Here is a 15,262-nt window from a genome sequence, read left to right as displayed (position 1 = left end):
ATCCAAGTCGGCGCGCAGGGCGTTTGGGTCGGAGAGCGTAGCGGGGGTGAGGGCGGTCAGGTGTTCGGTTTTGAGCAACTGGTCAAGGCGTGTGGTCGGCAGATGTGCCAGCAGAGCCTTGCCGATGCCCGAGGCATAGGCGGCGCGGCGTTCGCCTATGCGGAAGAAGGCGCGGATGGGGGCTTCGCATTCGATCTGCGAGACGAAGACGACCTGGAAGCGGTCGAGCATGGCCATGTTAACGGTTTCGCCCGTGGCTTCCATCAGGGCGGTCATGATCGGGCGGCCGGCCAACAGGAGCTTGTTGCGGCGCTGGAAGGCCATGCCGATGCGCAGGGATTCGATCCCGATGGCCCAGGTCTGGGTGGCTTCGTCGAAGGCGACGAAATCGTGGGCGGATAAGGTCCCGAGCAGGCGGTGTACGGTCGACGGCGGTTGGGCGGCGGCGTCAGACAGGGCGGTCAGGGTCAGGCCGTCATGGGCCGACAGAACCTTCAGAAGGCCGAGCGCCTTTTCGAGCGACTGGTTGGCCTTGGGGTCGGTCTTGTCTTCGCGTGGTCGGCCACGCGGGCGGCGAACGGGTTCCATTCGGCGAGTTTAGCAGAAATGGAAAAGGCTTCCAGATTTATCCGACGAGTCAGGAGATTCGCTCTTTCAACGCGCTGATCTCTTGCTTCCAATCCAAAGCGTTTTCGCCGCCATCGTCGACGTCGGCAGCCAGAAGCGCCTCTACATCTTGCTCAGCCTCCAGGCTGGCCACCCAGGGCGCTCCCATCTCCTGACACAAAGCAAGAAGCGCGCTGAACAACTTGACGGAGTGCCCGCCGCTCGAGGCCGGACCCATGGCGACGTGGCGCTCGATCGCCGACAGAGTGGCGGCCGGTTCAGAAGAGACCGTACAGCGCCGCTCCAGCCGCATCCGGGCCTTGTTGAGGAAATCGACGTCGACCAGTGCAGCGGCGACGGCCAATTGTGGTGATGTCCAGCAGGGCCGGTCTAAGGCTGCCCAAAGGGCGTCCTGGCAATCAACACTATCTCCGATGATCATCGCGGCAGCTGCCACGAGTTGAACGCGCCAGTTGGCGTGGCCTAGCATAGCATGAACATGGGATGACACTAGGTGCGGGTCAGCGGCGCAAGCCTTACGAAGGCTTTGCACTGCCGAATGCCCATCGTGGAGATTGAGCAGTTCGAGGTAACCTGGAACTTTCCTTTCTGGCAGCGTTTGGAAAAGATCGCTGAAGGGGCCAAAGTTATCCTCCACCTCACCCGCCCGCTGCGATCTGGTTCAAGGTCTTGGCCGGGGTGATGGCCTGCGGGTCGATGTAGCAATGGATGATGGCCGGCTTGCCGCTGGCGCGGGCGCGCTCGAACGCCGGATAGAAGTCTTCCGTCGTGCGTACCGTCTCGCCATGGCAGCCAAACGCCCGGCTGAAGGCCGCGAAGTCGGGGTTTTTCAGGTCGGTGCCGATCATCCGGTGAGGGTAGTCGCGCTCCTGGTGCATGCGGATGGTGCCGTACATGCCGTTATCGACCACGATCACGATGACGGGGATATCGTACTGGATGGCGGTGGCGAACTCATTGCCGTTCATCAGGAAACAGCCGTCGCCGGCGAACACCACCACGGTGCGGTCGGGATATTGCCGCTTGGCCATGACACCGGCCGGGACGGAATAGCCGACACTGCCGCAGGTCGGCGCCGCCTGGGTGCGTGGCTGAGTGTGGCGCCAGTGACGGTGTAGCCAGATGGCATAGTTGCCGGCGCCGTTGCAGACAATGGTGTCCGCCGGCAGGGTATCGCGCAGCCACACCATGACCTCGCCATATTGAAAATCTCCGGGCAGATTGGCCGGCTTGGTCGTCCACATCAGGAAGTCCATATGGGCGTTTTCGGTTTCGCGCGCCCAAGGCCTGGCGACCGGCGGGGTCACAACCGCCAGGGCTTGCGCGAAGTTGTCGGGGGCACAGACAATGCTCAAATCCGCCTGATAAACCCGGCCGATCTCGGCGGCATCCGGGAAGACGTGGATCAGCTTTTGCTTCGCCTGCGGAATGTCAATCAGGGTGTAGGCATTGGATGGCACCTCGGCCATGCGCGCGCCCAGGAGAATCAGGAGGTCGGCGTCCTTGACCCGCTGCGACAGCTTGGGATTCTGGCCGAAACCGAGATCGCCGGCATAGGACGGATGGTTAGCAGGAAACAGCGCCGTGCGGCGGAATTCGGTCGCCACAGGCAGCGACCACTTTTGCGCAAGCTCAGCGATGGCTGCGCAGCCATCGTCGCTCCAGCACGATCCGCCCAGGATGATCAGGGGCTTTTTCGCGCTCGCAAGCATCTGTTCGACCTGCTGCATGTGGGCGATCGACGGTTCGGCGCGGGCGGGCACGATGACGGCCGCGTCGGTTGCCTCGGCCATTTCGGTCAGGATGTCTTCAGGCAGCGAAATCACCACCGGACCGGGGCGGCCCTGGGTGGCGATCCGGAAGGCGCGGGCGATGATTTCGGGAATACGCTTCGGGTCGTGAATTTCGACCACCCACTTGGCGACGCTGGCGAAGACCTGCTCGTAGTCCATCTCCTGGAAGGCGCCGCGGCCCAACATGGCGCGTTCGACCTGACCGATAAACAGGATCATCGGCGTGGAATCGTGCTGAGCGATGTGCACACCGTGGGCGGCATTCATCGCGCCGGGCCCGCGCGTCACGAAACAAATGCCGGGCTTGCCGGTCAGCTTGCCATAGGCTTCGGCCATGATAGCGGCACCGCCTTCGTGGCGGCAGATCAGTACGTCCATGCCGTTGCCGTACATGGCGTCCAGCGCGGCCAGGTAGCTTTCGCCCGGCACGCAGGTCAGGCGCTCGACGCCCTGGATCTTCAGTTGGTCGACAAGGATCTGTCCGCCGGTTCTCATGAGTCTTTCCATTGCGGCTGCCCGGAGCCAAGCTTGGGGGATGGGGTATCGGCGGCCATGCGTTGGCCGTCGATAACGATGGGGGAGGCGACCGAGGGCACGCCGTCAAGCTCCAGCTTCAGGCCGCGGTGGATGATCTGCGGGTCGCTGAACACGTCCTCGATACGGTTGATCGGCCCGGCCGGGACGCCGTGGCGTTCCAGCAGGTCAAGCAGCTCCGCGCGCGTATGTTGCAGCAAAAACGGCTGCAAAATGGATTGCAAATCCGTGCGGGTAGCGACGCGCAAGGCATTGGTGGCATAGGCCGGATTGGCGGCGATCTCGGGCGCGCACAGTGCAGCGCACAGCTTGTAAAACTGACCGTCATTGCCGACCGCGATGATGACGTGGCCGTCGGCGACCTGAAACACCTGGTACGGTGCGATATTGGGATGAGCATTGCCCAGACGTGACGGCGATTTACCCGAAACCAGATAGTTCGATGCCTGGTTGGCCAGTACGGCGGTTGCAGTGTCGTAGAGCGACATATCGATATGGCAGCCCTGACCCGTCGTGTGGCGGCCGTTCAGGGCGGCCAGGATAGCGGTGGCGGTATAGACGCCGGTGAAGATGTCGACGATGGCGACGCCGACCTTTTGCGGTTCGCGCTCGGGCTCGCCGGTGATGTCCATCAGCCCGCTCATACCCTGGATGATGTAGTCGTAGCCGGCGCGGGCGGCATAGGGGCCGGTCTGGCCAAAGCCGGTGATCGAGGCATAGATCAGGCGCTGGTTGACGGCCTTCAGGCTGTCATAGTCGAGGCCGTATTTCTTCAGGCCGCCGACCTTGAAATTCTCGATGACGATGTCGGCTTCCGCAGCCAGGGTACGGATGATGGCCTGGCCTTCGGGTGTTTCGAAGGCGACGGCAACGGAGGACTTGCCGCGGTTGCAGCTATGAAAATAGGCGGCGCCCCAGACATTGCCCTCGGAGTCAGTGACAAACGGCGGCCCCCAGGTGCGGGTGTCGTCGCCGGTTTCGGGGCGTTCGATCTTGATGACCTCGGCGCCCAGGTCGGCGAGAAGCTGGCCGCACCACGGTCCTGCCAGGATACGCGCCAGTTCGAGAACTTTGAGGCCGGAAAGAGGTTTCATATCAAAGCCGATACGCAAGGATGAGCGCTGTCATACTCCCTCTCCCCTTTGAAGGGGAGAGGGTAGGGGTGAGGGGTATAACCACGATCGGAAGAGCTTCCGGAAACAACCCCTCATCCGGTCTCCGCTTCGCCACGACCACCTTCTCCCCTCAGGCGGGGAGAAGGAGATAGCCAGTGATCTGCGCTGTTTAGAAAAACGCCTGCAAACCCGTCTGAGCCCGCCCCAGGATCAGGGCGTGGACGTCGTGGGTGCCTTCGTAAGTGTTGACCGTCTCCAGGTTCTGCGCATGGCGCATGACGTGGTACTCTTCGTGGATGCCGTTGCCCCCATGCATGTCGCGTGCGACGCGAGCGATGTCCAAGGCCTTGCCGCAGTTGTTGCGCTTGATCAGCGAGATCATTTCCGGCGCAACCTTGCCGGCGTCGAACAACTGCCCCACCCGTAAAGCCGCCTGCAAGCCTAGGGTAATCTCGGTCTGCATGTCGGCGAGCTTCTTCTGGAACAGCTGCATCTGGGCCAGGGGCTTGCCGAATTGCTTGCGGTCCAGTCCGTATTGACGGGCGCGATGCCAGCAGTCTTCGGCCGCACCCATGACGCCCCAGGCAATGCCGTAACGCGCGCGGTTGAGGCAGCCGAAAGGCCCCTTCAGACCGGAGACGTTGGGCAGCAGGGCGTCTTCCGACACCTCGACGCCGTCCATGACGATCTCGCCGGTGATGGAGGCCCGCAACGACAGCTTGCCATGGATCTTTGGTGCGGTCAGGCCCTTCATCCCCTTTTCGAGGACAAAGCCCTTGATCTCGCCGTTATGGGCGTCCGACTTGGCCCAAACGACGAAGACGTCGGCGATGGGTGAGTTGGAAATCCACATCTTTGTGCCGGTCAGGCGGTAGCCGCCGTCAATCTTTTCGGCCTTGCTGCGCATAGCGCCGGGATCGGAACCGGCATCGGGCTCAGTCAGGCCGAAACAGCCGACCCATTCGCCGCGCGCCAGCTTGGGCAGGTACTTCATGCGCTGCTCTTGCGTGCCGTAGGCATAGATCGGGTACATGACCAGCGACGATTGCACGCTCATCATCGAGCGGTAGCCGGAATCGACACGTTCGACCTCGCGCGCCACCAGGCCATAGGCAACGTAGGAGGCGCCAGCGCCACCATATTGCTCCGGCAGGGTAGCGCCCAGGAGGCCCAGTTCGCCCATCTCGTTGAAGATATGGCGGTCGGTATATTCCTCGCCATAGGCCTTCAGCACGCGCGGCATCAGGTTGTCCTGACAATAGGCGCGGGCGGCGTCCATGATCATGCGTTCGTCGTCCGTCAACTGCTCATGCAGCAGGAACGGATCGGCCCAGTCGAAACCGGCTTTGGGGGCCATTTCTTTTGCGGCCATTTCTTGTGCGGGATGTGCGGTATCAGACATCGAACTTCACGCCCTGGGCCAGCGGCAGGGAACTGCCGTAGTTGATGGTGTTGGTGGCGCGGCGCATATAGGCGCGCCAGGAATCCGACCCGGATTCACGGCCGCCGCCGGTTTCCTTTTCGCCACCAAAGGCGCCGCCGATTTCGGCGCCCGACGTGCCGATATTGACATTGGCGATGCCGCAGTCCGAACCGGCCGCCGACATGAACAGCTCGGCTTCGCGCATGTCGTTGGTGAAGATTGACGAGGACAGGCCGGCGCCGACGTCGTTCTGCATGGCCACCGCGTCCTTGATGTCGCTGTAGCGCATGACATAGAGGATGGGGGCGAAGGTTTCGCGCAGCATCGGGCCTTCGTGCCTGGTCATTTCGACGATGGCCGGCCGAACATAGTAGGCATTGTCGCCGCCGACCGAAGCGCGTTCGCCGCCGGTGATGGTGGCGCCGGTGGCCTTCGCGTCGGCCATGGCCTTTTCGAAGCCGTCGAAAGCCGCCTTGTCGATCAGCGGACCGACCAGGACGCCGTCCTCCATCGGATTGCCGATCTTGACCGAGGCATAGGCCTTCTTCAGGCGCGGGATCAGGGTGTCGTAGACGCTGTCGTGGACAAACAGGCGGCGCAGGGTGGTGCAGCGCTGGCCGGCCGTGCCCATGGCCGAGAAGGCGATGCCGCGCAGGGCCAGGTCCAGGTCGGCGGTCGGGGCGATGATGGCGGCGTTGTTGCCGCCCAGTTCCAGGATCGAGCGGGCAAAGCGCGCGGCCAGCTTCGGGCCGACGGCGCGGCCCATGGCGGTCGAGCCGGTGGCCGAGACCAGGGCGACCTTATGGTGGTCGACCATGGCTTCGCCGAGCTCGCGGCCGCCGATGATCAAAGCCGACAGGCCAACCGGGGCGTCATAGCCTTCGTCGATATAGCGCTTCAGGGCGCGCTCGAAAATGGCGTGGGTGGCGAGCGCCGTCAAAGGCGACTTTTCCGACGGCTTCCACACGATGGCATTGCCGCAGACCAGGGCCAGGGCCGCGTTCCACGCCCAGACGGCGACCGGGAAATTGAAGGCGGAGATGATGCCGACCACGCCCAGCGGGTGCCAGGTTTCCATCATGCGGTGCTGGCTGCGTTCGGTGGCGATGGTCAGGCCGTAGAGCTGACGTGACAGGCCGACGGCGAAGTCGCAGATGTCGATCATTTCCTGGACTTCGCCCAAGCCTTCGGAGGTCACCTTGCCGACTTCGAGCGAGACCAGCTTGCCGAGCTCATTCTTGTGTGTGCGCAGTTCTTCACCGAACAGACGGACCAGTTCGCCGCGCTTGGGCGCCGGGACGGTGCGCCAGTCGAGGAAGGCCTGGTGCGCCGCGTCGATGGCCTTGGCGGCGTCGGCGGCCGGGGTTTCGACGGTCTGCGCGATCTCATCGCCGGTGACGGGCGAGGTGACGGTCAGGCTGCCGCCGTTATAGGTGGCGGCGTCGACGCCGAGCGTCTTCAGCAGATTGGCGACCTCTTCGCCGGTACGGGTCTTTTCGGTGATCATGGTGGTGGTCCTGTCGGGTTCGGGGAAGTACCCCTCCACCGCTTCGCGGTCCCCCTCCCCATTATCATGGGGAGGAGAGGTTTGTTCTTCTCCTCCCTACCGAAGGTGGGGAGGGGGACCGCGAAGCGGTGGAGGGGTCTACTTCATCAGCTTCTCAAAAACGTTGGGGGTTAAAACCGGGCTCCAGTCAGATGAACGGCCTGAGCGCCGGCTTCGTAAAAAACTTCTTTCAAGGCCCGCATCTTCGCCGCCTCGGGCGTCGTCAGCGGCAGCGGCAAATCCTCTTCGGCCTTTTCGCCGGAGATGAGTTCCGCCAGGGCGCGGCCCATGACGGTACCGGGGGCGATTCCGCGGCCATTATAGCCGCTGATCCCGACGACGCGGTCGGCAAATTTGTGAAAGCGCGGTAGGTTGTCGTCGGTCATGCCGATCCAGCCGAACCATTCGGCCTCGAACTCCACCGGCCCGATCTGCGGAAATAACTTGTGCAGAGCTCGTAACGCCCAGCCGCGATGAATGGCTTCGCCGGTACCGCGCAGCGCACCAACGCTACCGAAGACCAGCCGGCCGCGCGCATCCATTCGGAAGGACGACAGGACTTCTTCGGTGTCCCAGCAGCCTTCCTGACCCGGCAGGATCGAAGCACGGACGTCCTCAGGCAGGGGTTGCGTGGCCAGGTTGAAATAGGGCAGGTGGACCTGTTCCTTGCGGATGATCTCCCACGGCCCCTGGGTGTAGGCGTCGGTTGCCATGACCACCCAGTTGGCGGTGACCGATCCGCCGGCCGTGCGCGCGGTCCAACGGTCGCCGGTGGCCGTGACGTCGGTGACCGGGCTGTCGGTATGGATCGTAGCGCCTTCCTTGACCGCGGCATAGGCCAGGCCGCGGACATAGGCCATGGGCTGAATGGTGCCGGCGCGCAGGTCCAACAGAGATCCGGCATAGGCCTTGGTGCCGATGCGCTGGGCGGTTTCTTCGGCTGACAGCAGGTAGACTGGCGCCTGGCGGGCACGCCATTGTGCCGCGCGCTGCTTGAGTTCGTTAAGGCCGTCGTCGCCGAGAGCGCAATGCAGGGTACCCTGCTTTTGCAGTTCGCAGGCAATGCCGTAGGTCTCGACGATGTCGAACACGGCGGCCGGCGCATTGCCGAGCAGGTTCAGCAGGCGGTCGCCATGGACGTCGCCCAGGACGCGCGGCAGTTCGTCGGGCATGACCCACATGCCGGCATTGACCAGGCCGACATTGCGGCCGGCGCCGCCGAACCCGATCGATTTCGCTTCGAGGACCACGGCTTTCAGGCCGCGCTTGGCCAGGTGCAGCGCGCACGACAGGCCGGTATAGCCGCCGCCAACAATGGCGACATCGCAGGAAACATCCCCCGCCAACGCCGCGGTGACGGGCGCGGGCGGGGCTGTGGTCTCCCAAAGTCCATGAGTTGTGGGGCGTACGGACATGGGAAGGCGCTGACCTGTAAAGTGGACTCGCAAAGGTGATGTTATTCTTTTTCGGTATGTTTACGCGCAATATATAGCGCGATATACCGATATTTGCGCAACAGATCATTCCATTTCAGAATGTTTGGCCATTTGAGAATATGATAGCTCCCCGCCGCTTCTTACCGTCCCTGTCGCATCTGCAGGCTTTCGAGGCCGCCGCACGTACCGGCAGCGTTACCCTGGCGGCGCGCGAGCTGAACCTGACCCAGAGCGCGGTCAGCCGCCAGATCAAGGCTTTGGAAGAGCAGTTGGAGGTCGAACTGTTCCACCGTGAGCGCCAGACCATCCGGCTGACGCCAGGTGGTGAGGCCTATGCCCGCGACATCCGTGACGCCCTGAAAAAGATCGGTACGGCGTCGCTGAACCTGCGCGCCAACCCACTGGGTGGGACCCTGAACCTGGCCATCCTGCCGACGTTCGGAACGCGGTGGCTGGCGCCGCGCCTGCCGTCGTTTCTGAACGCCAATCCAGGCATTACCCTGAACCTGATGACGCGGCTGACCGTGTTCGACTTTGCCCTGGAACCTCTGGATGCCGCCATCCATCATGGCCTGGGGCGGTGGCCCGGAGCGGAGACGGTTCTGCTGCGCGAAGAATACGTCGTGCCGGCCTGCAGCCCGGCCTTAAAGGCGCAGCACGGCTTTGCCACGGCGTCGGATTTGCGCGCAGCGCCCCTGCTGCATTTGACGACGCGGCCGGACGCCTGGGAGCGCTGGCTGAGGGTGCATAATGCGCCGGCGGAACACGTCCAGGGCATGTTGTTCGACCAGTTCGCCACGGTGGCTCAGGTGGCGCGGGCGGGGCTAGGGGTGGCCTTGCTGCCGACGTTTCTGATCGAGGAGGAACTGAAGGCCGGGCAGTTGGTGCGGGCGCTGGATCTGCCGGATGGCGGTGAGATGAAGAACGCCGAAGCCTATTACCTGGCCTGGCCGGCGGAACGCGCAGAGCATCCGCCGCTGCGAGCCTTCCGTGAGTGGATATTAGCGGAGATGGCCAGCGATTTGTCCGGGGCAAGGTAAGCGGGAACACGGAAAACACTGAAGCGCCGCCTTTGGCGGCGGACACTGAACACACGGAAGTCAGTGCTGAACCGCGCGAAGCGCCCTCCATTTTTACATTGTCGCACGGCGCTTCGCGCGGGAGATTGTTCATCCGGAATTCCGTGTCTTCAGTGTTGCCGCGCAGCGGCCTTCGGTGTTTTCCGTGTTCCCTCTTCCTTCCTTGCAAGACTGTCAACTCAGGTCTAACACTGCGCAAAAAGGGAGCCACACCATGCAAATTCTCAGTGCCCGCGACCTCATTGAACGGCTGCCCTACGACGTTCTGGTGCGCGACTTACCCGCGCTTTTGTTACGCAAAACCGATAGCCCCCAGCGTCATGTTCATACCGTCCACCAGGCCGGCGAACCCGACGCTACCCTGCTGATGATGCCGGCCTGGACCGAAGGCTTCGGCGGCGTCAAGATCGTCAACGTCACCCCCGGCAACGCGGCTCGCAGCCTGCCCGCCGTGACCGCCAGCTACCTGCTGTTCGATGCCGTCACCGGCGAACACCGTGCTCTGCTGGATGGCGGCGAACTGACCGCCCGTCGCACGGCCGCTGTCGCCGCCATTGCCGCCGACCGGCTGGCGCTCGGCCACGCTCATCGCCTGCTGTTGGTCGGATCCGGCCGTATCGCCAGCGAACTCGCCTTCGCCTACCGCGCCGTCCGCGATATCCGCACGGTCGAGGTCTACAGCCCGACCCACGCCAATGCTGAAAAACTGGCCCACCGCCTGCGCGACCACGGTTTCGCGGCAACGGCGACCGAGGACCTGGCCTATGCGGTTCAACGCGCCGATATTGTCGCCTGCGCCACCCTGAGCCACACGCCCCTCGTCAAGGGCGAGTGGCTGGCGCAGGGGCAACATGTGGCGCTGATCGGCGGCTATACCCTCGACATGCGCGAAGCCGATGATGCCGCCATGGCGCGGGCCAGCATCTGGGTCGACAGCCATGCCGCTCTGAGCGAGGCCGGCGACCTGGCCGGGCCGTTGTCGCACGGCATTATCCGCTTTGAGGACATCCGTGGCACCTTGCCGGACCTTTGCCGCGAGGCCCGGGTCGAACGCCGCGAGGACGTTATTACCCTGTTTAAGAGCGTCGGTGAAGCCTCCCAGGATCTGGCCGCGGCAGCGATTGCCCTCAGGTAACCCCGCCGCGATCGCGATATTCGGTCGGGGTCATTCCTGTCTCACGCTTGAAGGCTCTGTAGAACGACGAACGCGCGTTGAAGCCATTGTCGTAGGCGATCTCCAATATGCCTTTCGCCCCGGCCAGCACCTCCGGCTTGGCGGCTTCGACCCGCCAGCGGGTGACGTAATCGAAAAAGGACAGGCCGATCACACCGTTCAGTGTCTGCGAAATGTGATTGCCCGACACATGCAGGTGCCGCGCCAGCTTCGGTAGCGACAGGGTCGGGTCGAGATACAGCTTGTCTGTTTCCATCGCGGCCTTGAGCCGGTCGGCGATGCGCTGGCCCTGGGCGTCGGCCAGGGCGGATTTCTGGTACTTCTCCGACTCGGAGGAGTCCGCCGTCACGTAACGGCCTTCGAAACCCGGCTTTTGATGCAATGCCCATCCGCCCAGCGACCAGGTCAGTGCCAGGAACAGGACGGCCACCGTCCAGTCGGGCAGGAACGAAGCTCCTGTCATATTGCGCAGGACAACAGCGATCAGCACGATAAGCCAAAGGGTCAGTATGGCCATGGCAATAGCTTCGGCGCCGTTGAGTTCGCCCTGGCCTTCGGAAAACAGTGCCTTGAGCCGTTGGCGATAGACAGGCAGCCGCGTCATGACCGTGAATACCATCCGCCCCGTCTGCCACAACCATAAACCCAGTGTCCCCGCCCACAGCACGGCTACTACCACCACATAACCCACCGGCGCCTCCGCAACGAAGATATCTAGCAGAACCAGGACCAGTGCCGTGGCCGGCGGCGCCAGATAGGGCAGGTGGCGCGCTTCGAACCGCCATCGCGTTTCGGAGGTGAAGCCTTCAAAGGCGGTCCACAATACGGGCGTGACGAGGAGATAGGCGGGCACCGTCAATTCGTAAAACGCCTTCTCGGCCTGCGGGGCGAAGGCCGCGACGACCGGCCCCCCGCTGGCAAAACACAGGATGGCGAACAGCGCGGCCAAAGGTGCATAGGCCGGGGTATCCCACGTCTTGCGCGCCAGGACGCAGATGCAAAAGGCCGCCTGCGCCCAGGTTGCCGCCGCCAGAACCAGAAGTAAGGTTGTGTCCACCATCTCGCCTCCCACGGGCTATCTAGCAGGCCGTGTCGCATCCGTCACGCCGGGACGTCCCGGCCTGTCGCATGGGACGACACACCCGAAAGGACCGCGATATCCGGGATGCCTCAACGGAGGCTCACATGCAAAACTGGAAAACCGAACGTCCCCTGTTACTCGTCCTGATTTTTACCGCCCTGGCCTATGGTTGGTCGTGGTTCTGCTGGTGGCCGATCCTCGATGACATCAAACCCAACCTGCTGAGTATGGACCCCATCGCCATCATGCGGATGCTCGCCGGCGGGTTCGGGCCCTCGGCCGCAGCGATCCTCCTGTCGCTGCTGACAGGCGGTCCGCGTGAGGCCGGCGCTTTGTTGTCGCGGCTGGTGCGTTGGAAGGTCGGGGCGGTGTGGTACCTGCTGGCGGTGCTGTTTGCGCCGGTGGTCATCCTGGGCGGTGTCGGAATCTACGCCGCGCTGGGCCATGATGTCGGCGCGATCCGTTGGGACCATTGGTGGATCATTGCCGCCTTCTATGGCGTGGCGCTGTTCCTCGGGCCGCTGCTGGAAGAAACCGGCTGGCGTGGTTTCGCGCAGCCGGTGCTGTTCAACCGTTATGGCATCTTCGTCACCGGCGCCATTGTCGGGACAATCTGGACCTACTGGCATGCGCCGCTGTGGCTGGCCAAGGACGGCTCCAGCCTGTCGGGCGGCGACTTCACCGCCATCGGCCTGGCCTGCTATTGGCTGTTCCTGGTCGGGCAGTCGATCTTCGTCGCCTGGCTGCTGTCGAAGGCGCGCGGCAGCGTGCTGATTGCCATGCTGGTGCACCAGGGGATGAACGCCGGCGCCATCGGTTGGCTGTTCTACGACATCGCCGTCGGCGACAAATCCCTTGCGTTCGAGCAGTTGCCGGTGGTCGCTATCTGGGCTGTGATCGGGCTGGGTCTCGTGTTCGGCGCCATGCGTGGCCGGGTCAGCCCTGATACCGCCGCGTAGCGGCATTCTACGTTAAGTGGTCCACAGATTAGAGGGATTAGAAGGATTGAGGTGAATGGCTCCGGGGCACCGGCAACGCTCGAAAAAATCCCTCTCAATCTGTGAAATCTGTGGACCCACTTTACTCATGAGGGCGGCTACGCGGCGAAGGCAAGGCTGCCCCAAATCTTAATCCCACGCCAGGACGACCTTGCCGGACTGGCCCGAGCGCATCGCGTCAAAACCCGCCTGGAACTGCGATGCCGGCAAACGATGCGTGATGATGCGCTCGATCGGGAAGCCGGCCTCGATCAAGCCCAGCATCTTGCGCCAGGTCTCGAACATCTCGCGGCCATAGACGCCGCGGATCGTGATTGCCTTCATGATGACGTCAGACCAGTTCACCGTCGACTCGCTCGACGGGATGCCCAGCAAGGTGAGGGCCCCACCCATGCGCAGGTGCTCCAGTGCCTGGGGGATGGCCGGTTTGGCGCCCGACATTTCCAGCGCCACGTCGTAGCCATTCGCGATGCCCAACTCGCGGCGGACGTCGTGAAGGTCCACCTTCGACACATCGACCGTGCGGACATCGGACATTCGTCCGGCCAGCTCCAAACGGTAGGGATTGATGTCAGTGATGGTGACGCTGCGCGCGCCGATAAAGCGCGCCGTCGCCGCGGCCATGATGCCGATCGGCCCAGCTCCGGTGACCAGCACATCGGCGCCGACCACATCGGTCTGTTGTAGGGTGTGGATGGCATTGCCGAACGGATCCAGCACAGCGCCGACCTCGTTAGAGACGCGGTCGGGCAGGGGGACGACATTAAAGGCGGGTAGGGCGAGATATTGCGCAAAAGCACCCGGCCGGTTGACGCCGATGCCTTTTGTGTCGGGGTCGAGGTGGAACCGACCCATGCGGGCGGCTTCGCTGTCCAGACTGATGACATGGCCTTCGCCGGAGACGCGCTGGCCCAGCCACAGATTGCGGGTGACGCGCGAACCGATCTCGACGATCTCGCCAGCGAATTCGTGGCCGGTCACCATGGGGACGGGAATGGTCTTCGCCGCCCAGTCATCCCAGTTATAGATGTGGATATCGGTGCCGCAGATGGCCGTATGGGTGATGCGGATCAACACCTCGTCCGGACCGCAGACGGGGACCGGCACGTTGGTCTGCCACATACCCGGCTCGGCCTTGAGCTTGGCGAGGGCAGACATTGTTTTTGGCATTGTCGCTGGCCGCGTCCGGGCCACGGTCAGGGGCTTCACGTCGTCGCTCATGCCGCCACCCCCAAGTCCCGGCCGACGGCGGTAAATCCGGCGATGGCGGCATCGATCTGCTCGAAGCTGTGAGCGGCTGACATCTGGGTACGGATGCGCGCCTGGCCGTCCGGGACGACCGGGAAGGAGAAGCCGATGACATAGATGCCGTGGTCGAGCAGCTTAGCCGCCATGCTTTGCGCCAGTTTGGCGTCGCCCAGCATCACTGGAATGATCGGGTGCGAGCCCGGCAGGAGTTTGAACCCGGCCTTGCTGAGCCCGGCACGGAAACGGGCGGCATTGGCGGACAAACGATCGCGCAACGCGTCACCGGCCTCGGCCAGGTCGATGGCCTTGAGCGAGGCGGCCGTGACGGCGGGGGCCAGGGCATTGGAGAAGAGATACGGCCGCGACCTTTGCCGCAGCAAATCGATGACGGACCTGCGCGCGGCGACGTAGCCGCCCATGGCGCCGCCGAGCGCCTTGCCGAAGGTGCCTGTCAGGATATCGACCCGGTCGGCGACCTTGAGGCGGTGCGGCGTGCCGGCGCCCTTGGGGCCGACAAAGCCGGTGGCGTGACAGTCGTCGACCATGATCAAGGCGTCGTAGCGGTCGGCCAGTTCGGCAATGCCGTCCAGCGGCGCGAAATAGCCGTCCATCGAAAAGACACCATCCGTAGCGATCAGGACTGTGCGGGCGCCAGCGGCGCGAGCCGCCTTGAGCTGGTCTTCCAGGTCGTTGAGGTCGGCGTTTTTGAAGCGGTATTTCTTCGCCTTGGTCAGGCGAACGCCGTCGATGATCGAGGCGTGATTCAGGGAGTCCGAGACGATGGCGTCCTCTTCACCCAGCAGCGGTTCGAACACCCCGCCATTGGCGTCGAAACAGGCGGCGTAGAGGATGGCGTCGTCCTTGCCGACATAGGCTGCGATGCGCGCCTCCAGTTGCTTGTGCAGGTCCTGGGTGCCACAGATAAAACGGACGCTGGCCATGCCGGAGCCGTGGCTGAGCAACGCTTCGCGGCCGGCCTCGATGATGTCGGGGTGGTCGGCCAGGCCGAGATAGTTGTTGGCGCAGAAGTTGACGACCTGACGGCCGTCCGCCAGGGTCAGGGCCGGTCGTTGCTTTGAGGCGATGACGTGTTCGGGCTTGGTCAGGCCGCGGGCGGCCATATCAGCGAGGGTGGTGTCGACCCGGTCGTAAAAGGCGGTGCGCATGGTACCTCCAATGCGTTTTGCCCCGGTCTCTACACCCCCGCC

13 protein-coding genes are annotated in these 15,262 nt (G+C 63.6%); 3 read left to right on the top strand and 10 right to left on the bottom strand.

Translation table 11 applies throughout. From position 1 onward, the window contains the following. From ABI_RS11665 to ABI_RS11635, 7 genes are all read right to left on the bottom strand, one after another. Positions 1-588: IclR family transcriptional regulator (locus tag ABI_RS11665; RefSeq protein ID WP_040309180.1), on the bottom strand; the 588-nt coding region annotated here is incomplete at its 3' end. Positions 589-637: 49 nt separating this feature from the next. After that, positions 638-970, bottom strand: a complete 333-nt coding sequence (locus tag ABI_RS25220) for a hypothetical protein (RefSeq protein ID WP_006273184.1) — start codon at positions 968-970, stop codon at positions 638-640. Positions 971-1,265: 295 nt separating this feature from the next. Next, on the bottom strand, positions 1,266-2,915 hold the full coding sequence (locus ABI_RS11655; RefSeq protein ID WP_157138871.1) for a thiamine pyrophosphate-binding protein: 1,650 nt from the start codon (positions 2,913-2,915) through the stop codon (positions 1,266-1,268). Continuing rightward, positions 2,912-4,048 carry a CaiB/BaiF CoA transferase family protein gene (locus ABI_RS11650; protein WP_040309347.1) on the bottom strand — a complete coding sequence of 379 codons (1,137 nt, stop codon included), beginning with the start codon at positions 4,046-4,048 and terminating at the stop codon, positions 2,912-2,914. The genes ABI_RS11655 and ABI_RS11650 overlap by 4 nt, the downstream gene beginning before the upstream one ends. A 190-nt stretch (positions 4,049-4,238) precedes the next feature. Continuing rightward, positions 4,239-5,426, bottom strand: coding sequence for an acyl-CoA dehydrogenase (locus ABI_RS11645; protein WP_006273180.1), 1,188 nt, complete (start codon positions 5,424-5,426; stop codon positions 4,239-4,241). Between the two features lie 37 nt (positions 5,427-5,463). Continuing rightward, a complete protein-coding gene (amaB, locus tag ABI_RS11640) occupies positions 5,464-6,999 on the bottom strand; it encodes an L-piperidine-6-carboxylate dehydrogenase (RefSeq protein WP_006273179.1) in 1,536 nt (511 codons plus the stop codon). A gap of 170 nt (positions 7,000-7,169) precedes the next feature. Further along, entirely contained in the window at positions 7,170-8,453 is a 1,284-nt protein-coding gene (locus ABI_RS11635; RefSeq protein WP_040309177.1) for an NAD(P)/FAD-dependent oxidoreductase, read from the bottom strand. A gap of 140 nt (positions 8,454-8,593) precedes the next feature. Here ABI_RS11635 and ABI_RS11630 point away from each other — a divergent pair, with 140 nt between their 5' ends. Beyond that, on the top strand, positions 8,594-9,514 hold the full coding sequence (locus tag ABI_RS11630) for a LysR family transcriptional regulator (RefSeq protein ID WP_006273177.1): 921 nt from the start codon (positions 8,594-8,596) through the stop codon (positions 9,512-9,514). Between the two features lie 253 nt (positions 9,515-9,767). Continuing rightward, on the top strand, positions 9,768-10,688 hold the full coding sequence (gene lhpI / locus ABI_RS11625) for a bifunctional Delta(1)-pyrroline-2-carboxylate/Delta(1)-piperideine-2-carboxylate reductase (RefSeq protein ID WP_006273176.1): 921 nt from the start codon (positions 9,768-9,770) through the stop codon (positions 10,686-10,688). On the opposite strand, the gene ABI_RS23685 is transcribed toward lhpI, so the two are convergent. Then, entirely contained in the window at positions 10,681-11,787 is a 1,107-nt protein-coding gene (locus tag ABI_RS23685) for a helix-turn-helix domain-containing protein (protein WP_050808279.1), read from the bottom strand. The two genes, lhpI and ABI_RS23685, sit on opposite strands and share 8 nt — an antisense overlap. 125 nt (positions 11,788-11,912) lie before the next feature. Between ABI_RS23685 and ABI_RS11615 the strand changes: the two genes are divergently transcribed. Continuing rightward, complete coding sequence (locus tag ABI_RS11615) at positions 11,913-12,767, top strand: type II CAAX endopeptidase family protein (RefSeq protein ID WP_006273174.1); 855 nt, start codon at positions 11,913-11,915, stop codon at positions 12,765-12,767. 168 nt (positions 12,768-12,935) lie between these two features. Here the strand turns inward: ABI_RS11615 and tdh are convergent, their stop codons facing one another. Both tdh and ABI_RS11605 read right to left on the bottom strand, forming a co-directional pair. After that, the gene (gene tdh, locus ABI_RS11610; protein ID WP_245531341.1) at positions 12,936-14,027 is read right to left on the bottom strand and encodes an L-threonine 3-dehydrogenase; all 1,092 of its coding nucleotides are present in this window, start codon (positions 14,025-14,027) and stop codon (positions 12,936-12,938) included. Further along, a complete protein-coding gene (locus tag ABI_RS11605; protein ID WP_006273172.1) occupies positions 14,024-15,220 on the bottom strand; it encodes a glycine C-acetyltransferase in 1,197 nt (398 codons plus the stop codon). Before ABI_RS11605 ends, tdh begins: the two co-directional genes overlap by 4 nt. Positions 15,221-15,262 lie beyond the last annotated feature (42 nt).

The sequence above is a fragment of the Asticcacaulis biprosthecium C19 genome (assembly GCF_000204015.1).
Classification (GTDB): domain Bacteria; phylum Pseudomonadota; class Alphaproteobacteria; order Caulobacterales; family Caulobacteraceae; genus Asticcacaulis; species Asticcacaulis biprosthecius.
The sequence above is the reverse complement of the archived record's forward strand: the minus strand, read 5'-3'. Positions and strand labels throughout refer to the sequence as shown.